Below are 23868 nucleotides of genomic sequence, written 5' to 3'. Positions count from 1 at the left end.
CCCGGGGCGAAGTTCGTAGAGAGATGCTCTATCGGGGGATGACCGACCGCGCTCGCGATTGACGGGGGAGCAACATCGAGAAGCGTGCCCCACCCAGGCTGGGACTGTCGTCGACCATGACACTGCCACCGTGCCAGGCCATGATCTTCTGCACGATCGACAGCCCCAGGCCATAGCCCCCCGAACGCCGGGTTCGGCTATTGTCGAGGCGAGCGAAGGGTTTGAATATCTCCATGCGATCGCTTTCCGGTACCCCGGGGCCATCGTCTTCGACATCCAGGCGAACCGCCTGGGCCTCTCCGCGCAGGCGAATCAGCACGTTGGATTCCGCGTGTCGGCAAGCATTGGCTACCAGGTTTTGTAGGGCGCGCTGCAGGTAGCGGGGCTCGGCCAGGACTTCGACGTCATCTCCCGGCGCGATGGCAATCTCCAGATGCCCATGCAGCGGGGCGAGCGCTTCGACTACCCGAGCGGCCATCGCCCGGCATTCGACCATTTCGGTTTCAAGCACCATGCCATGCACTTGATCGCCGCCCAGTTTGGCATAGGTCAATATCTCGTCGATCAACTGATCGAGTTCCTCGATATCGCTATCGATGCCTGACAACTGCCGGCGCACTGGCTCCTGGTCGGTCATGTCCTCGACCATCTGCACTGCGAAGCGAATCCTGGCCACGGGTGTGCGTAACTCGTGGGATACCGCGCGAATCATCTCCTGCTGGGCGCGCAGCAATGACTGCACCTGGGTCGCCATGCCATTGAAGGCCATCCCCAGCCGGCCCAGGAAATCACCGCTTTCCACCTTGACACGGGTATCGAGGTGGCCTCCGGCGATACGTGTGGCCGCCAGTTCAAGACGGGCCATGCGCGCCTCGACGCCACGAACGATGAGATAGATGGTGCCTGCCAGGACCAGCAACATGACCACCAGCATCAATAGCGACAAGGATAGCGGCATGGGCTCGAAGGCCTCGATCGGGCCGACCTGAATCCACTGCGCGGCCCCGTTGAGATCGTCGAGCTGGAGATAGAGCGACAGCGCCCAGCGTTCGGGCAGCATGCGAATGATCACTTCACCGTTGGCCAGGCGCTCGCGCTGCCCCGCATCCAGTCCGCTGGGAAGCTCCTCGGTGAGGGTCACGCCCAAGGCCGTTTTGGACAGCAAGTCCAGCCGGTCGTCGCGCTCCTCGGGATCGGCGCGCTCCAACCACTGGCCAAGCCCATTGGCCAAGCCCCGCAGCTGGCGCTCGCTCAGGCTGGTCAGTACGGCTTCGAGCACCCGCGGCTCGCCGGGCAGCAGACGCTGCAAACGCCAGCCATGTTCCCCGGTCGGCTGAATCAGGACTCGACCGGCATCGAGGCGGGAACGCTGGAAGTAATTGAGAGGCAGGGAATCACGTTCGTAGAGACGCAAGCTGATATCGAGCATCTCGCCACGTTGGCTGAGCCACGCGTCGCGCAGATAGGGGGGCTGTTCGGCCAACTGACTGACCAGTAGCGCCATGGGAGCTTCGGCCAGCTGCTCGCGGTAATGCTCACGGCGCACCTGATCGATCATGGCAAAGCCGGCCAGCGCCAGGCCGAAGGTGAGAACCAACGCCAGCGCCAGCAGGACATAGACCCGCAGGAATGTGCTATCAGCCAGGGGACGGGCTAGAGAGCGCGGAACTGCCATCAACCGTCCTTGACGAACAGGTATCCCTTGCTGCGCACCGTCTTGATTCGATGGGGCTGGTTCGGGTCGTCACCAATCTTGGGACGAATACGCGACACGCGTACATCGATGGAACGATCCTGGCCGTCATACTTGATGCCCCGCAATTGAGAGAATATCTCCTCGCGGGTCAGTACGCGTCCCGCATGGCTGGCCAACAGCCACAACAGGTCGAACTCGGCGCTGGTCAGGTCGATTCGCTCGCCTTCCAGCCAGGCTTCACGCGTGGCACTGTCGATCTCGAGGTTGTTGAACGTCAACCGCACCTCGCCACCGGCGCTCTCGCTGGCCTCGCTGCGCCGCATCAGGGCACGCATGCGTGCCAGCAGCACCCGCGGCTGCACCGGCTTGGGCACGTAGTCGTCGGCGCCCATTTCCAGCCCGAGCACCTGATCCATGTCATCGGTGCGGGCGGTCAGCATCAGTATCGGACCCGCATAATCGGGGCGTGCACGACGGCAGATCGAAAGGCCATCTTCACCAGGCAGCATCAGGTCGAGAATCACCAGATCGGGCTGGAGATCCACGATACGCTCGACACCGCGCGCGCCATCGGCCTCGACGGTGACCTTGAAGCCATTGGCTTCCAGGTAGTCACGCGTCAGGCTGGCCAGGCGATCGTCGTCCTCGATGATCAATACATGATCTAGTTCGTTGCTGTCCAAGCTTGCTTCCATCATCCCGTTGATATCCATTCCGGTAACCCGCGTGCGGGTCACATCAGTTTAGAGCTTCCTGTCTCGTGAATGCCCGCGCATGGGGCGACGAGGCATAAACGAGTATTGCTCGGCGATGTTCCGTTAATGTTAGCGAATGATAACCAAGGATACCTGAATTTCTGCTACGGATTTCTCGTTCACCGCCGATCCCTGGCGTTTCGTTGTCTTTTCGCCGCTTTTACATGCCTCTATATGCGAGGCAAGAAACCCCCAGAAGAGACACAAGATATCCACAAGTTATGCCCTTGCCGGACGCCCTCGGGCACTCTATCTTGTGCCGGTAGCCAGAGGCCCTACTAGATACTGTATCCCTAACAAGCATAACGGACCTAGTCAACCGGTGCGTCCGAACGGCTATGCACAGTTTCCGCCCGGTATCGGCCAATGTCCAGAACCGGCACCGCCATCGGCTTGCACACAACACCCACTTTCGTAGGAACGTACGGCGCATGGATACCACTCTCACCCCGGGTAGCCCCTCAGTGAACGTGACCGCCCCTCAACAGTTGCGAGTCATCAAGCGCAATGGCGACGTGGTCGCCTTCGACGCCAGCAAGATCGCTGTCGCCATGACCAAGGCCTTCATTGCCGTGGAAGGCGACAATGCCGCCGCCTCCTCGCGCATTCGCGACTTCGTCACCCATTCGTGCGATGCCATCTGCGAGGCTTTCCTGCGCCGCATGCCCGATGGCGGCACCCTGCACATCGAAGATATCCAGGACCAGGTCGAACTGGCGTTGATGCGGGCCGGCGAGCAGAAGATTGCCCGCGCCTACGTGCTGTACCGTGAGGAACACGCCCGCGCCCGGGCCGCTGCAGGGGATGATATCCAGAAGCCCCACCCCACCCTCAACGTCACGCTGGCCGACGGCACGACCCGTCCGCTCGACCTGGGTCGGGTCGAGACTCTGGTCTTCGAGGCCTGCGAAGGGTTGGCCAACGTCGATGCCCAGAAGATCGTCAACGACTCGCTGAAGAATCTCTACGATGGCGTCTCGGTGGATGGCGTAGCCACCGCATTGACCATGACTGCGCGTACCCTGGTCGAGAAGGATCCCAACTACACCTATGTCACGGCACGCCTGCTGCAGGACAACCTGCGCCGTGAAGCGCTGAGCTTTCTCGAGGTCGCCGACGAGGCCACCTTCGGCGACATGGCCGAACTCTACAAGCCGGCTTTCAAGGCGTACGTCGCCCGGGGCATCGAGTTCGAACAGCTCGATCCGAAACTCGCCGAATTCGACTTGGAGCGGCTGGGCGATGCGCTGGATCACACCCGCGACAACCAGTTCACCTATCTCGGCCTGCAGACTCTTTACGACCGCTACTTCATTCATCGCGACGATGTACGTTACGAATTGCCCCAGGTCATGTTCATGCGCGTCGCCATGGGGCTGGCGCTCAACGAAGACGACCGCGAAGCGCGTGCCATCGAATTCTACGAGCTGCTCTCGAGCTTCGACTACATGGCCTCTACGCCGACACTGTTCAACGCCGGCACCATCCGCAGCCAGCTCTCCAGCTGTTACCTGACCACCGTTCCCGACGACCTGGAAAGTATCTACGGCGCGATCCGTGACAACGCCATGCTCTCCAAGTGGGCCGGCGGCCTGGGCAACGACTGGACACCGGTGCGTGCCCTGGGCTCCTACATCAAGGGCACCAATGGCAAGAGCCAGGGTGTGGTGCCGTTCCTCAAGGTGGTCAACGACACTGCCGTCGCCGTCAACCAGGGCGGCAAGCGCAAGGGGGCGGTCTGCGCCTACCTGGAAACCTGGCACCTGGATGTCGAGGAGTTCCTGGAGCTGCGCAAGAACACCGGTGACGACCGTCGTCGTACCCACGACATGAACACCGCCAACTGGGTGCCGGACCTGTTCATGAAGCGCGTCTTCGACGATCAGGATTGGACGCTGTTCTCGCCTTCGACCTGCCCCGACCTGCACGACCTGTATGGCGCTGCCTTCGAGAAGCGCTACCAGGAGTATGAGGCGATGACCCGCAACGGGCAGCTCAAGCTGTTCAAGCGCGTCAAGGCCAAGGACCTGTGGCGCAAGATGCTCTCGATGCTGTTCGAGACCGGCCACCCATGGATCACCTTCAAGGATCCGTGCAACCTGCGCAGCCCGCAGCAGCATGCCGGCGTGGTGCACTCCTCCAACCTGTGCACCGAGATCACCCTGAACACCAGCGTCGATGAGATCGCAGTGTGCAACCTGGGGTCGGTCAATCTGGCGGCGCACGTGGTCGACGGTGAGCTCGACGGCGACAAGCTGAAGAAGACCGTGCGTACCGCGGTGCGCATGCTCGATAACGTCATCGACATCAATTACTACGCCGTTGGCCAGGCCAGGAACTCCAACCTCAAGCACCGCCCTGTGGGGCTGGGGATCATGGGTTTCCAGGATGCACTCTATGCCCAGGGCATCGCCTACGCCTCCGAGGACGCAGTGACCTTCGCCGACCGTTCCATGGAGCTGGTCAGCTATCACGCCATCGAAGCCTCCTCCGATCTCGCCGCCGAGCGTGGTCAATACCGCAGCTACGAAGGCTCGCTGTGGAGCCAGGGTATCCTGCCCATCGATTCCATCGAGAAGCTCAAGGCCGAGCGCGGCGAGAAATATATCGAGGTCGACACCTCGACTACCCAGGACTGGGATCGCATCCGCGACAAGGTCAAGGCTCAGGGCATGCGCAACTCCAATGTGATGGCGATCGCGCCTACCGCGACGATCTCCAACATTTGCGGCGTGTCGCAATCGATCGAGCCGACCTACCAGAACCTCTACGTGAAATCGAACCTCTCCGGCGAGTTCACCGTGGTCAATGCCTACATGGTCAACGACCTCAAGGAACGCGGGCTGTGGGACGAGGTGATGATCAACGACCTCAAGTACTACGACGGCAGCGTGCAGCCCATCGACCGCGTGCCGGACGATCTCAAGGCCAAGTACGCCAGCGCCTTCGAAGTCGAACCCAAGTGGCTGGTCGAAGCCGCCTCGCGTCGCCAGAAGTGGATCGACCAGGCCCAGTCGCTGAACCTTTATATCAAGGGGGTCTCGGGCAAGAAACTCGACGTGACGTATCGCATGGCGTGGTTCCGCGGGCTGAAGACCACGTATTACCTGCGCGCCCTAGGGGCCACCTCGGTTGAGAAGTCTACGGTCGAGCGCGGCACGCTGAACGCCGTGGGCAATGGCAGCGCGCCGTCGGCCCAGCCGTCCAGCGTTTCGGGGGCCGGTGTCAGAGAGCCTGCCGCCGGGTATGACGCGCCGACTGCGCAGGCCGGCGAACCGCGCGGCATCGAAGACTTCCTGACCGGCAAGGGGGGCAGCGGATCACGTGCGCCGAGTGCCGGTGAGATCGATGACCTGGGCTGCGAGGCCTGCCAGTAATCGTAGAAACTGGCTGTCCTCGGCCAGGCTGTGTTGGACATTGTTCGGAATGCTCATTTACCTCAGTAAGTTCCGCTTCCTCAACAATGTCCGCCTTGCCTGGCCATCGCTCGCGCAGTTTCAAAACGCATAGCTAGATTCGAGCAATGCGCTCAAAATCTTAGTCACAGAGGTGATGCCCATGTTGAACTGGGACGAATTCCACGAAGACGACGCCCCCACCGCCGAGGCCAAGCCCAAGACACAACCGCAGCCGTCCAAGGCGGCAGCGCCGGCGGACGATGCGCCGAGTACCGCGCATCGCGATAGCGATTACCAGCCGGTAGAGAGCGACCGCCTGGCGCGCGCCCGCAAGTCGTTGGAAGAGCTCGACGTGGCGGCCGGTCTCGAGGAACTCGAGATGGGCGCGGCGCGCATCGAAGTCGACGACAAGAAGATGATCAATGCCCGCGCCGACTTGAACCAGCTGGTGCCGTTCAAGTATGAGTGGGCGTGGCAGAAGTACCTGGACGGCAGTGCCAACCACTGGATGCCCCAGGAAGTGAACATGAACGCCGATATCGCGCTGTGGAAGAGCCAGGACGGCCTGACCGCCGATGAGCGCCGTATCGTCGAACGCTCGCTGGGCTACTTTTCCACTGCCGACTCCCTGGTTGCCAACAACCTGGTGCTGGCGCTGTATCGCCTGATCACCAACCCCGAGTGCCGCCAGTACCTGCTGCGCCAGGCCTTCGAGGAGGCGATCCACACCCATGCCTACCAGTATTGCGTGGAGTCGCTGGGCATGGACGAAGGCGAAGTCTTCAACATGTACCGCGAGGTCCCCTCGGTGGCCGCCAAGTCCGCCTGGAGCCTCAAGCACACCCAGTCGCTGGCACGCCCGGACTTCAATACCGGCACCCCGGAGACCGACCAGGAACTGCTGCGCAACCTGGTGGCCTTCTACTGCGTCACCGAAGGCATCTTCTTTTACTGTGGCTTCAGCCAGATCCTGTCCATGGGCCGGCGCAACAAGATGACCGGCGTCGCCGAGCAGTTCCAGTACATCCTGCGCGACGAATCCATGCACCTGAACTTCGGCATCGACATGATCAACCAGATCAAGATCGAGAATCCCCATCTGTGGACCGCCGAATTCCAGGACGAAGTGACCCAGATGATCATCGAGGGCACCGAACTCGAGATCGCCTATGCCCGCGATACCATGCCGCGCGGCGTGCTGGGCATGAATGCCGCGATCATGGAGGAGTACCTGCACTTCATCTGCAACCGTCGCCTGGCACAGATCGGCTTGAAGGAACAGTTCCCCGGCGCGCAGAACCCCTTCCCGTGGATGAGCGAAATCATTGACCTGCGCAAGGAGAAGAACTTCTTCGAGACGCGCGTCACCGAATACCAGGTCGGCGGTGCGCTGAGCTGGGATTAAAAGTGTTGGAAAAACGAAAAGGAAAAGAAAAATGGTACGAAAAGTACGTAGTGATTGCACTGTAGGAAACTTTGAGAAGACCCGTGGGCTCCCACCAGGAACAGTACGGAATCCTGATGGAAGGGATACTCGCTCCGATAAAAAAATAGGTACTATAAGGAAAGAAAAAGAAAAAAATAGCAAGTAACCGTAACTGCAGCCCCCTTAGTGGGGCTGCTCTCACCATGCGTTGCCCCAATTAATTTTCATTTTAAGGAGAAATGCGTTGGGTAATGGCACCTTTGGGCTTGATCGTGAAGCCATCATCCTACGAAGTGGCGTGAGAGAGATATTTACCCCACACACTCCAATTGACGAGGTTGATCACTTTTTTGGCAGAGAGGAGGAAGCTGCGAGATTAGTAAGCGTTATCAATTCTCCAGGCCAGCACATTCTCCTTTATGGCGATAGAGGTGTTGGGAAAACCTCGCTAGCAATGACCACTTGCAAAGCGATACTGCAACAATTACAAGGCGGCCACTTCTTCGAGAAGCGCTGCGACTCAGGGGACAGCTTCGCCTCAATATTTGAAGACCCCCTGCTTGAGACGGGCATTGATCTCTCATTACAAGAGCAGAGCTCCACACATCACTCAGGTGGCAATGCTGGCATTACAACTTTTTTTGCCAACGCCGGGGTAAGGTCAGACAGGAGCACCACGAAGAAAACAAAATTAAACTATAGACCAGACTCACCTTCTTGGGTTGCTAATCAAATAAGTCATCTTAAAGGGATATTTTTAATAGATGAAACAGACGCCATAAGCAAAGAAGATGACAAAAAGAAGCTTGCCGAAGTAATAAAGCTACTTAGCGATTCAAAATCTAAATTCAAAATAATAGTAGTAGGTATTGCAAAAACGGGAGAAGAGCTCACTGCTGGTCATCCTTCTGTGGAAAGGTGCCTCAAGGAAGTCTCGTTAAAAAGAATGAGCGACAGCGCCCTGCGTAAAATGATTCTAAACGGTATGAAAAGGCTAGACATCATCCCTAATGATGCCGTTGTCGAAAAAATTATCAACATTAGCGCAGGCTTTCCTCATTTCACTCATTTGATTTGCCTAAAATGCGCCGAAAATTCTCTTGTTTCTCGCAACAGGCATATAAATGAAAAAAGCTTAGCTTCGGCACTTGAGGCATCCGTTGAAGAGTCTGAAGGTGCTCTTAGGCGACTTTTTGACACGACATTAAGATATTTAGCCAAGCCCCAAGAATATAGACTCCTTCTTCTAGGAGCAGCTTATTGCAGGACTCCAGATTTCAGAATATCCGAGTTAAAAAATAAGCTTGAAGACACCCTCAACGTAAGTGTTGACCCTAAACTATTAAGTAGACGTCTAGGAACACTTACAAAGGGGGAAGGAAAAACAATTTTGTGCCGTCCAGCCCGAGGTGTCTTTCAGTTCACTGACCCCAGAATGCCTTGCTTTATAAAAATGGCTTTAGATTCAGAAAGGGCAAGCCTCCGAATAACAGCGTTAGGATAAATTATTGCAAGTTGGTTTACATACTTATCTCTATATAGTAAATTACCATTACATCTAAAACATGCGCAGACAGGGAATAAAAGATGAGAAATCCTGCTATCATTGCTGCAATCCTAGGAGTAGTTGTAGGCATGTCTGGCTGTTCAAGCATGGCTACCCAACCCTATTCTCCAGTGCCTGAGGGCGTCTCGATATCTGCTAACCATGCTGGAGGATATCAAGTAGATTCAGTCACGCTTAACAGATCAGGTCTTACCCCTTCCTCAGAGTCTCTTGATTTCTGCATCGCACAGAATATCCCAGGGTTATCTGGTTCGCCAGTATTCAACCCGGCCAATACGAAAGTTACCGCGCAAGGGCGTGATCAAGTTTCGTTTACTGTCCCAAGGACTTTAGGCTCGAGGCTAAACTATGAGATCTCGTTTACCTCCACCTTATCTAAAAAAGAAAGCTCTGTAATATTTGACTATACTGACCTAAAAATACGCGGCACTTGGAGTGCAAACGAAAACCCTCTTCCTGCTACCCAAGAAGCTCACCTTTATGTAGAAAGTGCCTTAAACAAATTCGAGAATATCACAAACAAACTAGAACATTGTCTACGCATTGAAAGCTGAGGAGACTTATTCTCTGCCAACACATGTTTAAATTTAGCACATTCCTATGTGTAGCAAACCCGCCTTTTAAATATATATTATTCCTATGCACTTTCTGACATAGGAATATACTTATGCATCACCTAACCTGCCCATCCCGGTTGAATGACCTCGACCTACCTCCTCCACTTCACCATTTCCTGACTGAACAACTCATAGACCTTCCGTTTGAAGGAAGCGTTGGCCGCGCCTGTAATTTCTGGCATGAAACCGAAACACAGCTCTACCGCATCGAGTCCGAGGATACATCGGCAGAGTGCCAGACAACGCTAGATACCTTGCTTGAGCTACCACCGGAAATGGTACTGCAGGCTCCCCTAGAGCATTGCTTCTGCCTGTTTATCACAAACGGAGATGGTGGTGGCACCTACCTGATCTTCAACAACACTTTTCCACACCCCTCACTGCAAGCGATAAGGAGCGAAGCCTGTGGCTAAGTCATACACTGACAACTTTACTGATCAGCAATTTTGGAAGAAGCTCTATTCCCTGCCTAGTGGGTATCGGGAATTGCGCTACCGAGCCAAGCTGCTCTGGTATGTTCTTCAAGACCCCCTTGTTCCCATTGCGCTTAAGGCCAGCGTAGTTGCCGCATTGGGCTATTTGATCTGCCCGATCGACGCGGTGCCGGATTTCATACCTGGTGGTTTCTTGGATGATCTAGCGGTGATTACAGGATTGCTCAAAGCCGTGGATGCCTACGTCACTCCCGAGATGCGTGAGACTGCTCGAGGCTGAGGTACTCTTCACCCTTTTCGAACACACCTCAACAGCCACATTCTGGCCGGTTGTTCCTACCTCCTTACTAATTTCCTTTTCGCCTTAACTGGTCCCGGTTTTCGGGATCGGTAGGGCCCTATTGCCATGCCTAACGATATTAGGAATGAAATTCATGAATACACGGACTCGGCGTCAGAAGACCCCGCCAGCCTCAGAGAGCCACAAGACGCATAATGCGCAAAGCTCCGCGACGAGCAACCCGACTCCCCTGCCCGACACGGATAGCTCCCCTAATACGGCTGCTCCAGTTTCTACGATCCGTATCCTCAAGAAGGCCACCTGCCAGAAGCTGAGCCCCAGAGCCTCCGGCGAACTGACCTATCATCTCGGTTACCGAGAAGCTGACCAGCATGTGTTCTTACGCATCACCGCCAACCAGTCCAGTGGTTACTTCAGCCAGGAGTGGATCGCTCTGGAAGCCATTGAGGCCAAACTGGCTGAACAGCACGATCAGTCATTCAAGGCGATTGTCTTCACATTACTCTTCGAACGTCGGGGAGCCAACAATCATGGCTTTCTCGGTGCCGTTCTGAAAGCGGAAGGCATCGTGGAAGCCGATGAGCAACAGCCACTACTCCTCTATGCGATCGAGGATCGTAGTCCTTTTAGCCAACAGATTGAGCAGCTTAGAAATGACGGGATGGATCTGCATGAAGACGTGGCTGAGGAGCACGCTCGCAAGGAAGCGCGCAAGCAGGCCCGATTGGCTGAGCAAGCTCGACGGCGGGAGGCCCACAAGCAGCAAGCGAAGGTCGAGGATACGGATGCCCAGGCCGCTACCAGTGAAGCAGAAATGGATACCGCTGCCGCTCCGGAAGCGATGAAAGAAACCTCATCAGATGTGGCCCCTGAGGCCGACATGGATGCCAGTAGCGCTGACCCGGCACCTTCCGAGCCATCCACCAAGGCCAGCCCTAAACCCTGATCTGATCGGCTAACGCCCTGTAATAGGTGCGTTTTTCATCACCCAAAAGGTTCGTTTAGCGAAATGCAATTTCGGCATAGCTCCCTTCGGGGGGCTATGCCGTTTTTGTATGCGCTGCTGAAGGAAGGAGTCCTGCCATGCCCCTAAGCATTACCACGCGCAACATTGCTGTAGCCATCTCCGAGAGACTGATCGCAATGCTACAGCAGGAAGTGGAGTTTGCCCGACGCAAGTCTGCTAGACCTATCCGCCTGGAGCCGCTCTACGCCATAACACTCAACTTCAACGACCCGCATTACGATCCTGACGCCGGTGGCTTTCACCCGGTCGAGATACGTCTGGGCAAGTTGGAAGGTCAGACCTATACCATCGAGTACCTGACCGACTTCAGTTATGTCGGCATGGGCTGGGATCGGGAACTGGCCAAGGAGATCGACTTCGATTTTACCGCCAATCTCTGCGAGGTGCGTTACTGCCCACCCATCGCGCTATCCCGCATGACTGGGTTGTATCAGCAGGTCGAAGCCAACTTTCTCGAATACCACCGCACTGGGGTCTTCCGGGTCACGGTGACGTGGGAGTTCTGAGCGATACCTCGCATGTCATCACCGCTATCCCGCCCTACTCAGTATTCCCACCAATCCAACAGCCCTCAGGATAAGAACGATGACTCACATCAAGCCCTTGCGCTATGTGGCGTACTACCGGGTCAGCACGCAGAAGCAGTCCCGTTCGGGCCTTGGCCTGGAAGCCCAGAAGGAAGCCGTCAGGACCTATCAACAGCAGTACGGTGGCGAGATTGTCGCCGAGTTCTATGAAGTCGAGTCGGGCAAGAAGGAGGAGCGTCCCGAGTTCCATAAGGCGGGTGACTATGCCGAACTGGCCAATGCCATTCTGCGGGTTGCCAAGCTGGACCGGCTGAGCCGTGACCTGCACTTCATTACCGGGCTTCAGAAACGCGGTATCCGCTTCACGCTCTGCGACCTGCCCGAGGTGGACCAACTGACCATCCATATTCTCGCCGCGATGGCCCAGCACGAAGCCCGGATGATCTCGCAGCGGACCTGGTTGGCTCTGCAGGTCGCCAAGGCCCAGGGGAAGACGCTGGGTAACCCTAAATTGGATGCGGTTCGTAATGACAACACCGAAGCCGCTAATCAGCGGCGTACCCAGGCTCAGGCACTATGGCGGGAGCGCATCCTACGGGTGATAGACCATATACAGGAGCATGAGGGCATCACAACCGGAGCGGCTATCGCTGACGCCCTGAATCAACGCGGCCTGACCACTTACCGTGACAAGCCCTTCACTAGCGCTACTATTAGCCGTCTCCATCGTTAGACTGCCTTCTTCGCTACTCACCATCTCTAACCTAACCTACTACAAAGACATCGAAACCACTCACAACGGTCCACGCACGGCAACATTGCCATGACCGCAGGCTTATTGCCATTGGGCAAATTTTTTGAGGTGTATGGCTTTACAGCTGGATAAGCCATAGGAAAGTACCAGCCAGGGTTGCAATTGGTAATGATCTAGGTAATATTTTTCCTGCAGCATGCTTGGTCACCCATAACGGTGGCAGGCTTCGGCGCAAAGAAGAGAGCCCCTCACGTCGGGGAGTCAGGTGGCAGAGCGCCACCGAGCTGACGTCAAGAGCCTTACTAGGCCGCGCCATTACCAATATTGCTTTGTGATTTCCCGTGTTTTTCGCCTGCCGCTATTCCAGGCCTCCCACCGAATAGCTTTCCTAATACTGTGTGTTTAACGCCTTGTTAAGCCTGCTGCACCGGTCCGTCAATCCGACGTTCTGGTCACACAGAAATAGGAGAGCTCATGCCTCCCGCATCATCGCAACTGCCTACAGAACAGGCTAGCCAGCAGCACCCCTCCAGTTTTCAGAACTGCTCTTACCCGTATTCCGCGTATCCAGAAGCTGGGGGCGATCTATCCACGGATTCATCTGATTTTGGCGATCGCTTTGAGACGATCTCTCTCCCTCATCGGAAGGCCCCCTACCTTCTTGAAGGGGTCGTGTTCAATAATTCTGGACTCGATTCTAGGATCCGTATCCACCAGGGAACGGTCGAAAAAACTGATGAACCTACAGCTATCCGCTTTAAATCAGCTTTTGGTGACAAGCCCTACCCAGCCGGTGATGGCAATCCTGAAGCATTGTGGGAACAGATGAAGGTAGTGATCCCGCCCTGTAGCAAATATGGAGAAGGAAGAACGTTACTGCTGATGTGCACCCTTAGCCAGAACCTAGTCGTACCTCGAGGTCTAGGGTTCTCTTTCCCTCTACTGGCAATGCCGAAGGAAAAGTATGTTCCTGTGCTGATTCATCGTGTGATCGATCCATCTACGGAGCTCTACCGGGCAAAACCAGACAGTACCGCAGCATTTACCCAGGCAATCACTGAACGCGACATCCCTGTCTTCCGGGTAGGGCGTGGCATTGTCAATTCTGCCAGCGAGCTGGTGGCCTATCAGCATGAAGCCGGTTACGGCTCAGTCCCGATGATACTTTGGAAAGGTGGCATAAAGGAGGGCGAACATTTGCTTCGGTATGCTCCTGATCAAGGACGCCCCCTGGATGCCTCATGGCCGGCATATCATCGTATCGCCGCCGAAGTGGATAGGATGGCCGCCGACATATTTCATGGCCTACTCCATTTGGGTGCCCGTGTCCTTCACCGCTGGTGGAATGAACCGGTCTGGGATAGCTATGCCTGTGCCCATGACTTTATCCGCTGGGTTTCGCTTTCAGCAGAAGAAATGGACCTGACAGACGAAGCTTACGACGCTCTCATGGCTTCATTAAATGACTGTGTGAGCGTCATCAAGGGCACTGATGAGCTGCTAATCCGTCTCTAATTCATATCAATCTCGACGCTTTCAGGGGGTGCCCGCCCCCTGATGGACTTCTTGTGTCAGAGAAAAGCCAGGTAATGACATGACTGATAAAAAAAAGCCAAAAGGTAAGCAAATGACGCTTCGGACGAGGCCGGTCAAAAGCGTGCGTACCAGACCTGAACCAGCCAAACAACCTATCCCCACTAATAGAGCCGTCAAGAAAGACACCCAGCCTACATTAGCTGAGGCTATCCACGAATTGATTGACAGCACTCATTACTTAGCCTACGACGAGTCCCGCAGTCTAAGCGTATTGGTCAACCGGGCAGGTAATCCTGTCGCACAGCCGATCATATCAACGGCTACCAGCGACCGTATTTGCTTTGAGCTTGACCAGATGAAATTCGAGGTAAGCGAAGAAGCCGTCAGGGCGGAACTCAAAAGATACCACTTCAAAGCCAAGTTACGTGGTGACAAGGTTAGGCTCTCTGTGCGTGTAGCTGAAGCGTCACACCAAGGCAGAACAGTGATCGATCTGGGGAACTCGGACCACACCTTCATCCTATTAGAGAGGGGGCAGGTCAAGATCGCGCATCAGGGTGTACAGAGCGTAATGTTGCGTAGTGACAGTATGCGGCCATTACCCATCCCCAACAGCGAACCCGATCCGGAGCTTGACGGGCTCAACTCCCTGCTTGAATTAATCAACCTACCGGAAGCAGAACAGTACCTATTGCTGGCATGGTTGGCCTACGTCCTGACTCACCCGCTGAGCCCCAAAGTCTCTCAGGTCTTTCTGGTACTGCTGGGTCAGCAAGGCTCGGGTAAAAGTGCTTTCTGCAAATGGATTCTTCGCCGCTTCATCGATCCGAATCAGTTGGGTGTCCAGGCGATGCCTGCCCAGGTAACGGATATGGCGATTGCTGCTCGTCAGTCCTACCTCCTCATCTTCGATAATATCCGCTCGATCGCCCCTCGGCTCAGCGACTGGCTATGCAAGGTGTCTACCGGTGGGACGTTTACAGTACGCAAGCTCTATACCAACGACGATGCGCATACCATCAATATCCAGGCGCCGCTGGTTATCAACGGCATCGTTAATCCGGTCACCGAGCCGGATCTGGTTAGCCGGTGCCTATTTCTCAATCTGCAACCCATCGATGCCGCTTCACGTATGACCGAACAGGCACTCAATGCCCATTTGGATGCCCATGAAGGTCGTATCTTCCGTGCTCTGCTGGAACTGGCGGCTCAGGCATTGAATATCCGGGATCTGGTCACTCCGCAGCGGCCTCAGCGAATGATGGATTTCTCGCGTTGGCTGGTGGCCTGCGAGCAGGTGATGGGTCTTGGCGAAGGCTATCTGGAAGACGCCTATGCCCTTAATCAGGCGCAGTCATATGAATCATCATTGGCTGAGCAGCCATTGGCCAATGCGCTACTCAACGTGGCACTCATGAGTGGTGTCGATGGCTGGACCGGGACCGCCTCAGATCTACTGCCTGAGCTGGAAGCGCTTGTGTCAGATAGAGATATCCGAGCTCATTTCTATCAGTGGCCGCATAACCCTACCTCTCTGGGCAAGAAAATTATGCAGCATGTGGAGCTGCTCGACTCGCTGGGCGTCGTGATCGAGCGCCCCACACGAGGCAGGGAGCGCCTGATCCATATCGCCTGCAAACCTGACTGCCCGTGGCTGGATATCACCTGCGAAACCGAGGAGCCCAAATAAGCAGGAAGGGTAACACCGGTCGGGACACAGGGATGCTGTAGGGCTTTGGTCCTGCAGCTTCCTGCCGGTCGGTAACCATCTGTCGAACGTGACGCACCCGTCATCCGACGAAACCTACCCCCTACTACGACCATGCCATCCAGTGCTGGGCCTACCATGCGTAGCCTAGCCCTTTTCGCCTGCAGTACAGCGTTTCGAGCCGTCCCCTTAAGTTTTCCTTTTAAAGGTGAGCCCATGCCAAAAATCAAACTCACGCCGTCTTTTATCAAGCAGGATCTGCGCTGCCCCGACGGCAAGCGCAAGGTCGAGTATTGTGATACCCAAATTCCCGGTTTCTATGTTGAAGCGCGTGCCACCGCCACCCGGGAGGGGACCTACTATCTGCGCTACAAGAATGCACGTGGCAAGACCCAGCATGTGAAGATCGCCAAGACCACTGAGGTGACCCTGGCCCAGGCCCGCAAGAAAGCCCAACAGCTAAAGGCCGATATCGTGCTAGGTGGCGACCCCCGAGGTGAGCTGAAGCGCAAGAAACAAGTACCCACCTTTGCCGAGTTCGTGAATGACCGTTATCTGCCCTATATCAAGGTCAGGAAGCGTTCATGGGAAACCGACGTTTCCTTCCTCAAGAACCATATTCTGCCTGTATTCGGTGACTCACCGCTGGATGAGATCAACCGATCCCAACTGGTCACCTTTCATACGACCCTACCTGAAAAGAATCCCGCGCAGCGTATTGAGCTGTTCAATAGGGACAACACCCGTGAGCGTTACCTGAGCGATGAGGAGATGCAGCGCTTACTAAGCGTGCTGAAGACTGATAACAATCGCGTGGTATGTCTGGTCATCCTGCTCCTGCTGAGCACCGGTACTCGACGTAACGAAGCTCTCAAGGCCAAATGGTCGGATATCGACCTGGCAAAGCGTCACTGGCGTATCCCGGCAGAGATCGCCAAGAGCAAGAAAGCACGTACGGTCCCTCTGAACGACATAGCCATACAAGTACTGGAAGAGGCCCAAACCTATTGTCAGAGCCAAGAGGAGGTATTCATAAGCCCTCATACCAAGAAGCCACTGGAGCACATCACGGCGGTGTGGAACCGCTTACGCAACAAGGCAGGCTTACGTGATTTTCGCCTGCATGATTGTCGGCACCAATTCGCCTCGGCACTAGTCAATGGCGGGCGCTCTCTCTATGAGGTTCAGCATATTCTCGGCCACACCACGCCTAAGATGACCATGCGCTATGCGCACCTGTCCTCAGAGTCCCTTCAGGGTGCTGCATCAATGGCCGTGGGACCTATTGGAAAATTAGAATTCAGGCCACTGAATAGGGACCTTCTGTCTAAGCAAACAGACGGAAAGTGGACGACCACTGCGTCGGCTAGCTCCCTCTCAAAGCTTTAGATTCTCATTATTGAGCAAACCTCGGCAAATTTTCCTCAGGCTCCAAGCTTGGAAAGCTTGGTCGAGGCTTGCTTCATTTTCACGACACTGGGCAGCCTTCAGGTAGTAAGGCAGGAGTAGCTTAGATGCCTTGAGAGACTCCCATTATCGCGCTGGTTTCGGCCCATACCCTCGCCATAGCCTAAAAACGTCTGGCTCAGAATATTTCTCTAAAGCTAAGCATACCTTGGCCGATAACCGACCATAGGGACTGGTAAGCTTGGGAGGCAAGGTCCACGTTATACAACCTTGCATATGATTAGATGAAACAAGCAGCATGGCTATTGAAATACATGTAATCAGACAAGTTAGCGGTCAAGCAGCAGGGATATATAAAATAGTCGTACTCACAATCGTTTAATTAGTTAACAGGGCGAGTAGAAAAATGAGCAACGTCAACTTATATCTTCGTGAAAATCTCTCAAGCATTTCAGTTAAAAACATTAATGTGGCACCATCAATAGCCGAGAAGAAACTAAACAACGCCATTAAAGCATTCGGCTACCTCGGCAGTCCCTCCAGCATAATCGCTATTTTCGACAACACACTTTTAGGTAGTGGCAAAGACGGGATACTCTTTACCGGCGAACAGTTGATCTACCGCCCTGCTTTCTCTGAACCTAAAAGTATACCATACGCGCTCATCTCTTCTGTAGAGTATGTCAGAAAGCCAAGCGGCAGCAAAGGCGATAAAATCGAGGAGTCACTCTCTATCACATGCAGAGACTCTTCAAAAGTCTATGTATCTGGATTACTTAACTGTGATTATGAAATCTTTTGCGAGATAATTAATAAAACAATAACAGAATTTGAAGACTACAAAGAAGAAAAACAGCTTGTTTCTATCGACGAGATGAGTGAAGCTCTTAAGGTTTCATATGTAAAAGCCATTATCAATATGGCCTATGATAATGACGACATAATCGATGAAAAAGAATTTGCTGAGCTTCTTCTCTTGATGACCCGATTAAACCTTAGCAAAAACTCACGCTTTGAGCTACGCACTTACATGGCCTCGCCCAATGAAATAGTACCATTCGAGCAGCTAATTAAACTTATTGATAGTGAATGCCCCGAAGGTCAGGTCAAGTCTCTGCACATCTCTTTAACTAAAGATTTGATCAATCTATTTTTTTCAACAGGTGGGACTTCCATCCAGGATTTTGATTTTCTTAAAAAACAACGTGAGCATATCAAAATAACAACTCCCGAGATTGATCTCACTGTTATGGCTATCAAGAATGATCATGACATGTTGAGAGATGATGTTACGGATGATCAGGTTATCAGCTCGTTAAAGGCACTGTCTGCAAAAGCTGCAGCGGTGGGAACGCCACTGGCTGCGGTCTATTTATCAGGTTCGGTGGTGGGCATGTCCGCCGCCGGCCTAACTTCCGGACTTGCCACTCTCGGTATGGGAGGGATGCTGGGCCTGTCCAGTATGGCAACGGGTATTGGCGTGGCTGTTCTAATTGGAGTAGGTGCTTATGCAGGTGTACGTAAGCTCACCGGCGCAAACGAACTTACCCGTTTCAAGCGCCGCGAGTTGATGCTAAACGAAGTTATCAAGCAGACCCAGTCTACAATCTCTCTCCTCATAGAAGATATTAATTTTATTACTCAAAAATTAAATGACCTACTAAAGGCACATAGTTCGCAGGATGCACAAGTTAAAAAGCTAATGTCATTAATGAGCCAGATGACTAGTGCCGGCTCCGTACTCACTAATAAATCAAATGCTGCACAAAGTAGCGCCACCAAGATTCGCTGTGCTCGATTTATTGATACAGAAAAGCTGCGGTCATTAACTCGGGATCCGACCAAAGCGGATTTATTTGATTTCATTATGAGCTTTTATGAGCCGCAAAACTTTACTATAGAAAAGGATGGCGAAGCTAGAGAAATAACAAAACTTGCTTTAAAAAGCAATTATACAACTAAGGAACTAGAAAACCTGGCTAAAGCGTTTGAGGCAGTAGGCTACTTCAAGGTCAGTGACGTTCTAATGGGATCAGCTTCTGACATGGCAGGAAAGACAAAGGATAGATTGGCTGGATTATTTTCATGAGTAAGCAAGATAATTTAAATGATCAAGCTTTTACGATGGTTGTACAAAAGCATCAGCTTGATAGCGCCCAAGCTCATCTCGGGCGCCTGTCTGCTGAAATAGACATAGTTCTCTCTGAACAGGAGACTAACCTAGACGCTTTAGAAGCGTTGATCACTCAAGCAGAAGCTTCAGTTGAGCACAGCCAAATCATTTTTGATGTCGAAGACGAATTACTTTATGAAAGCACCTTACTGATAGACGATCGCGATATTGACCTGCCCCAAACTGAAATTGGTGCTCTTGACCGAATAGAGATTGCAGGTGATACAGATTGGGTTCAATACTTCAATCATATAGAGGCTTATGCGACTCGCCATCAGATAGAATATAAGAAAGACCCGTTTCAGGATCTGATGTGCCCAAGCCAAAAGATAGAGCTAGAAAAAAGAATCAAAGAAGATTTCTGCTTAAAAGGTGCAAATTGCGATAAATATGACTACATGATCGCTGGCACCTGCGGCTTAATAGGTGGGTTAATCGATGTACTTTTTGTTGGGCTACCTGGACAAGGAGCCCTGACAAAATTCACCGACGAAATGACCGATAATGCAGTTCAGAAATTTGCGAAACTCAATGGCTGGAAGGGGCCTAACGAAGGCAAGGATCCAACCAACAGTGCTATAGGATTTCTTGAGCGAAACTTCAAGGTCAATTATGATCATCGGCATGGAGTTGACGTAGGTGGCCGCTTTGATATGAGCACAAAAAATCATCATATAAAAAGCCTCGGTCATTCTCCTGATTTGGTAGGGCTATTTTTTTCAATACTAGACCAATTTAATAATACGGCCCACTTTGTTGGTATTTTTGACAAGTTCAATGAATCTGGAGTAAAAGTCGGAGAATACTCTAAACTGATTGCTATCGACACCAGTGATAATGAAAGCTTTAAGCTTGTCGGTTCAAACTTCGTTTCAAAATTATATTGTGGGTTTATCAATTGGTTAGGCCATCTATTCTCAGATGTTGCAGGCTCGTCTGGAGCTCAGGGGCGCGGCTCAGGCATTCCTATCCCTTTCTATTCGCTACTACAGTTTTTGAATTTTGGTGAATTTGGTAAACATAAGCAGTCCTTCGCGAAGATTGCAGTTCAAGTGTTCGAGCAAGGCTATGACTTCCGGCATGGTATGGCGCTGGCAATTCCGGTCTTGGTTACTGAGTTGCTTACCAGAGCGATGTGGGCTGTCAAGCAACGCTTTTACCATGACAAGGCATGGGCTGAATGCATACCGACCGCTAACAACCCGGAGCTGAGAAGAATGCTGTTGGTTGGTCATGGGTCATTGTGTCTCGTTGATACGACAGATGCTGCATTGCGCTCAGGTGGTAATATGGTTCAGTTTATGCTCAGAAGCAATATAATTGCTTGGGTCCGCTTTGGTACGCTCGCCTTAAAAGATTTGAAAGCTTGGTGCCGTGAGGGAGACCTTGATATTGAAGCGGTAGATGCTTATCTTGATGCAGAATATAAGCGCATGCTTGATGCTTGATGCTTGATGCTTTGACAGGCTGGAATAGGATCAAGATATATAAGCGGGATACATCCCGCTTATATAATATATGTCCAAGCTACTCGTTTAGGGGAATCTAAAGGCCTTGCTTCCCTAAGAGCAGGTCAGGTGCATGCTGCAACGCCATCCTAGCCACCTCGGCTCCCGCGATCATCTTTATAGTTTTGCCGATTCTATCACTGGTTTCGACAAGGCAGTCCTCAAGTGCTTCTGTAGCAATACCCGTGGTGACTAGCAATCCGCCGTCAGCCTGATAATTTTCGATCGCTATCTCCAGTTGAGCTACGCCCTTCGTATCCCAGTGTTCACCAGAAAAGGACTTTGCCTGCACCACAAGGGTGGTCGTTAGATTGTCGCCCAGGAGCGGAGTCTTGAACGTGACGATCAAATCTGCACCATGATCTGTTCCCCAACCAAAGCCATTCTTCACTGATACAGTATTGGGCATACGTAGGAAGACCTCATGAAGGAACCGCTCGAAGTCCTTTCCTTTGAAGAGTGAGTGGATTACTTCAGTAAGCTGCGGCAGAACTGTTTGGTTGACCTTATCTTGGAGGTGTACAATACAGCGTTGAGTATGTGAAAGCTTGTCGTAGCGACTTTGTTTAACATTTTCCAGACTGCTAAGCAGGTCTTTTACGTTATGAATAGGTTGGCCTCGACGGTAAGGCTTGAGATTCACCGAAGGCAAAACATTGGGGTCATTCCGAGAAAACTGCATCATAGTTTCTGGATTTACGGGAATATAGTTATTGTAGTCCCTACCACCCCGGAAAGGGATTCCCTCGTCATAGTGATACTCACCAATAGCCTGCACCGCCACGCACTTCCCGTAAGAAGGCAGGTTTATATGAACTATCCAATCACCTTCCTCGATTTTTAATAAAAACCCATTCTTTCCGTGATACCGTTCCCGTAAGGATACTTCCTGATCCCAGGTACCAAAACGCGAGCGTCCAAGAGCAATCTCTTCGTAGATTCTTCCGCTAATTTCATCTGGGACCCTAGCGAAAGCAAAAGCTTGTTTTCCCACAGCTTACTCCTAACGCATTAATGACGGGCCTAAAATAAAACTAAGCACCCTTCCTTCCCTCTTCGACCCATATACATTATCGGCAGTTTCGACAAAAAATTAAGCAAGAACTTATAATTCTCTGAGCCATATTAACAACTTGCAAAACAGGCCTTCATGCATCTAAAACCAAAACACCTGTATCATTAAACGAAAAGAACAGGCTATTCAAACCTAAAGAAACCTAAAAACCTGCCGATACTGTTTAATACGTTTTGTTCCGTAGAGATATCGAAAACTGGAGATTACGTCTTGGCTAACTATTATTACGCCTATCATGGCCCCGATAATGAGCATGAATTTGACTATAAAGGCGGCTATGGGGTTTCTCAAGACTACAAATGGAATAACGTAAGAATCGGCGACCTTGTCTTCATTATACAGTACCGAAAGAAGAGTCAATTCTTTGAGCTATGTGGACTTTTTCGCATTGAAGGACACTATTTCAGCCCTGACTCCCGCAGGCCATATAGGGTGGGGCTTTCGGACGTTACAAAACTGCATACGTCTATTAAGCTCCAAGAACAAGAGCTCAATGAAGAGTTGCCCCATACAGAGGGAAATAGCAGCTGGAGCCTCTTTAAAAGGCATTTCTGTCGCCGGGGCGTATCGTTCCAGAGCCAATTAGATAGTCGCATCGTTGCGGTTCTGCATCGCAAGATAGCTGATAAAGGAAGCAGGCTCCCAGATATTACAAATGACAAGGGTAACGGACTTGTATCTTATGAGGGAGGCTCAAATAATAAATTTATCACAAAATATGAAAGAAACCAAAAATTAAGAAATAAAGCAATAGAATTGCATGTCGACACGTGCCTAGCTTGCGGATTCAACTTCGGGGATTTTTATGGTGAATATGCATCAGGGTTAGTCCATATCCATCACATTGTCCCTGTATCAGAGCTTGGAGGCCCGACCTCTGTAAGTGCAGAAACAGACTTAGTCCCATTATGTGCAAACTGCCATTCGGTAGTTCATAGATATAAAGACAACACACTCTCAATAGAGCAACTAAGGAACCATATAAAGCAGGCTGAACTGGCCTCTTGATATTAGGCCTTTTAGGGCGACCGCTAATTAATCTAACAGTCGCCCTATAGTTCAGCTAGGCTGTTCTGTTGCTTTCCGCCAATACTGTTTAGACTCCTCGGCAACGATTCCTTGCGTACTACCGATGCGAATTACCGCACTTTGGAATGCCTCTGCCAGTTCAACCTGACCACAGAAGTATAGGCTTCGAATGATCCGAGTGATACGCAGATGATTATGCCCTCCACGCTTAAGCCAAATGTGGTGAGAGATCGATAAGTCTGGCTTAGCCATTATCTCCAAGCCATTACGGGTCAGGCCGAAAAAATCTAGCATAACATCAAGTGAGCGCTGTTGGCGAAGCTGCAGCTGTGTTGATTGCGAAAACTCTTCCCTTTCACTGTATTCAAGTGCAGGGGCGAAACTGTTGAATCGGCTTGTTTCAGGAATAGGAAACAGCCACTGTATATAATCATGGGTATGCTCTAGCCAAAAATGAGATAGCTGCCAGATTTGTTCAATCTTCCTTCCTGCGTGGTCATGGCTCTCTCCCAAATAAAAACTAATCAAGTGGCTTTTACCCTCCATCTAGCCTCCTCATGGAATACCTATAACAAGAGTGCCACACTCAACGGGAAAAACTCCCTAAAGAGCCATTTTTATATCTTCATCCACTTCTCTTTGCCAGTAATACTTATGGCCAGCCTAGCAAGCTTTAATGAGAAAAGGAATCGACGGGGCCATACAACGATCATCTGTTCAATTTAGACTCGGGAGCATCCCGCAGATATGCTTCGACAGGTTCGTCGGGTCCGTCAGGTCGATGCACTACAGTGGCTGCTTCGGGTACGTAGGACTGCCGGTAGGACAGGTCGCTTGGGGCTCCTGACCTACCGGTATCAGATTGCCATGAGGAAGCTCATATAACGCTATTCAAAAAAGATTTCTTTCCGAGAAAATAATGCTTTTTCC

The 23868-nt window shown here is 52.4% G+C and carries 19 protein-coding genes; 15 read left to right on the top strand and 4 right to left on the bottom strand.

Annotated elements, in window-relative coordinates:
- Window positions 1–28 precede the first annotated feature (28 nt).
- Window positions 29–1675, bottom strand: a complete 1647-nt coding sequence (locus JH15_RS08765) for an ATP-binding protein (protein ID WP_043529484.1) — start codon at window positions 1673–1675, stop codon at window positions 29–31.
- Window positions 1675–2391 (bottom strand): winged helix-turn-helix domain-containing protein, encoded by a 717-nt coding sequence (locus JH15_RS08760; protein ID WP_081949009.1) that lies wholly within the window; start codon window positions 2389–2391, stop codon window positions 1675–1677. Before JH15_RS08760 ends, JH15_RS08765 begins: the two co-directional genes overlap by 1 nt.
- 491 nt (window positions 2392–2882) lie before the next feature.
- On the opposite strand from JH15_RS08760, the gene JH15_RS08755 reads away from it, so the two are divergent.
- The 14 genes from JH15_RS08755 (at window position 2883) to JH15_RS08700 (ending at window position 20774) form a co-directional block, all read left to right on the top strand.
- Window positions 2883–5828 (top strand): ribonucleoside-diphosphate reductase subunit alpha, encoded by a 2946-nt coding sequence (locus JH15_RS08755; RefSeq protein WP_043529480.1) that lies wholly within the window; start codon window positions 2883–2885, stop codon window positions 5826–5828.
- A 181-nt stretch (window positions 5829–6009) separates the two neighbouring features.
- Window positions 6010–7254 carry a ribonucleotide-diphosphate reductase subunit beta gene (locus JH15_RS08750; protein ID WP_043529478.1) on the top strand — a complete coding sequence of 415 codons (1245 nt, stop codon included), beginning with the start codon at window positions 6010–6012 and terminating at the stop codon, window positions 7252–7254.
- A 265-nt stretch (window positions 7255–7519) separates the two neighbouring features.
- A complete protein-coding gene (locus tag JH15_RS17775; protein WP_197053296.1) occupies window positions 7520–8779 on the top strand; it encodes an AAA family ATPase in 1260 nt (419 codons plus the stop codon).
- A gap of 83 nt (window positions 8780–8862) precedes the next feature.
- Window positions 8863–9396, top strand: a complete 534-nt coding sequence (locus JH15_RS18070) for a hypothetical protein (protein ID WP_156105286.1) — start codon at window positions 8863–8865, stop codon at window positions 9394–9396.
- A gap of 113 nt (window positions 9397–9509) precedes the next feature.
- Complete coding sequence (locus JH15_RS08745) at window positions 9510–9872, top strand: hypothetical protein (RefSeq protein WP_043529476.1); 363 nt, start codon at window positions 9510–9512, stop codon at window positions 9870–9872.
- Window positions 9865–10173: a YkvA family protein gene (locus tag JH15_RS08740; protein ID WP_052383989.1), complete on the top strand. Its 309-nt coding sequence runs from the start codon at window positions 9865–9867 to the stop codon at window positions 10171–10173. Before JH15_RS08745 ends, JH15_RS08740 begins: the two co-directional genes overlap by 8 nt.
- A 145-nt stretch (window positions 10174–10318) precedes the next feature.
- Window positions 10319–11140: a hypothetical protein gene (locus JH15_RS17495; protein ID WP_052383988.1), complete on the top strand. Its 822-nt coding sequence runs from the start codon at window positions 10319–10321 to the stop codon at window positions 11138–11140.
- Window positions 11141–11277: 137 nt separating this feature from the next.
- A complete protein-coding gene (locus JH15_RS08730; RefSeq protein WP_043529474.1) occupies window positions 11278–11727 on the top strand; it encodes a DUF2787 family protein in 450 nt (149 codons plus the stop codon).
- Between the two features lie 79 nt (window positions 11728–11806).
- Window positions 11807–12481, top strand: coding sequence for a recombinase family protein (locus tag JH15_RS08725; protein ID WP_043529472.1), 675 nt, complete (start codon window positions 11807–11809; stop codon window positions 12479–12481).
- 495 nt (window positions 12482–12976) lie between these two features.
- Complete coding sequence (locus tag JH15_RS18065) at window positions 12977–14017, top strand: hypothetical protein (RefSeq protein WP_156105285.1); 1041 nt, start codon at window positions 12977–12979, stop codon at window positions 14015–14017.
- A gap of 79 nt (window positions 14018–14096) precedes the next feature.
- Entirely contained in the window at window positions 14097–15728 is a 1632-nt protein-coding gene (locus JH15_RS17490; protein ID WP_156105284.1) for a hypothetical protein, read from the top strand.
- A gap of 234 nt (window positions 15729–15962) precedes the next feature.
- Complete coding sequence (locus tag JH15_RS08710) at window positions 15963–17135, top strand: tyrosine-type recombinase/integrase (RefSeq protein ID WP_052383986.1); 1173 nt, start codon at window positions 15963–15965, stop codon at window positions 17133–17135.
- A gap of 424 nt (window positions 17136–17559) precedes the next feature.
- Window positions 17560–19242, top strand: a complete 1683-nt coding sequence (locus JH15_RS08705) for a hypothetical protein (protein WP_043529468.1) — start codon at window positions 17560–17562, stop codon at window positions 19240–19242.
- Window positions 19239–20774: a hypothetical protein gene (locus tag JH15_RS08700; RefSeq protein WP_043529466.1), complete on the top strand. Its 1536-nt coding sequence runs from the start codon at window positions 19239–19241 to the stop codon at window positions 20772–20774. The genes JH15_RS08705 and JH15_RS08700 overlap by 4 nt, the downstream gene beginning before the upstream one ends.
- Window positions 20775–20871: 97 nt before the next feature.
- Here JH15_RS08700 and JH15_RS08695 read toward each other — a convergent pair whose 3' ends face one another.
- Window positions 20872–21828, bottom strand: a complete 957-nt coding sequence (locus JH15_RS08695) for a restriction endonuclease (RefSeq protein ID WP_043529464.1) — start codon at window positions 21826–21828, stop codon at window positions 20872–20874.
- A gap of 291 nt (window positions 21829–22119) precedes the next feature.
- Here JH15_RS08695 and JH15_RS17770 point away from each other — a divergent pair, with 291 nt between their 5' ends.
- The gene (locus JH15_RS17770; protein WP_197053295.1) at window positions 22120–22917 is read left to right on the top strand and encodes an HNH endonuclease; all 798 of its coding nucleotides are present in this window, start codon (window positions 22120–22122) and stop codon (window positions 22915–22917) included.
- 51 nt (window positions 22918–22968) lie between these two features.
- Here the strand turns inward: JH15_RS17770 and JH15_RS08690 are convergent, their stop codons facing one another.
- Window positions 22969–23484, bottom strand: a complete 516-nt coding sequence (locus tag JH15_RS08690) for an opioid growth factor receptor-related protein (protein ID WP_052383985.1) — start codon at window positions 23482–23484, stop codon at window positions 22969–22971.
- Window positions 23485–23868 lie beyond the last annotated feature (384 nt).

This window comes from Litchfieldella xinjiangensis (genome assembly GCF_000759345.1).
Classification (GTDB): domain Bacteria; phylum Pseudomonadota; class Gammaproteobacteria; order Pseudomonadales; family Halomonadaceae; genus Litchfieldella_A; species Litchfieldella_A xinjiangensis.
This window is presented reverse-complemented; position numbering and strand designations above follow the sequence as displayed.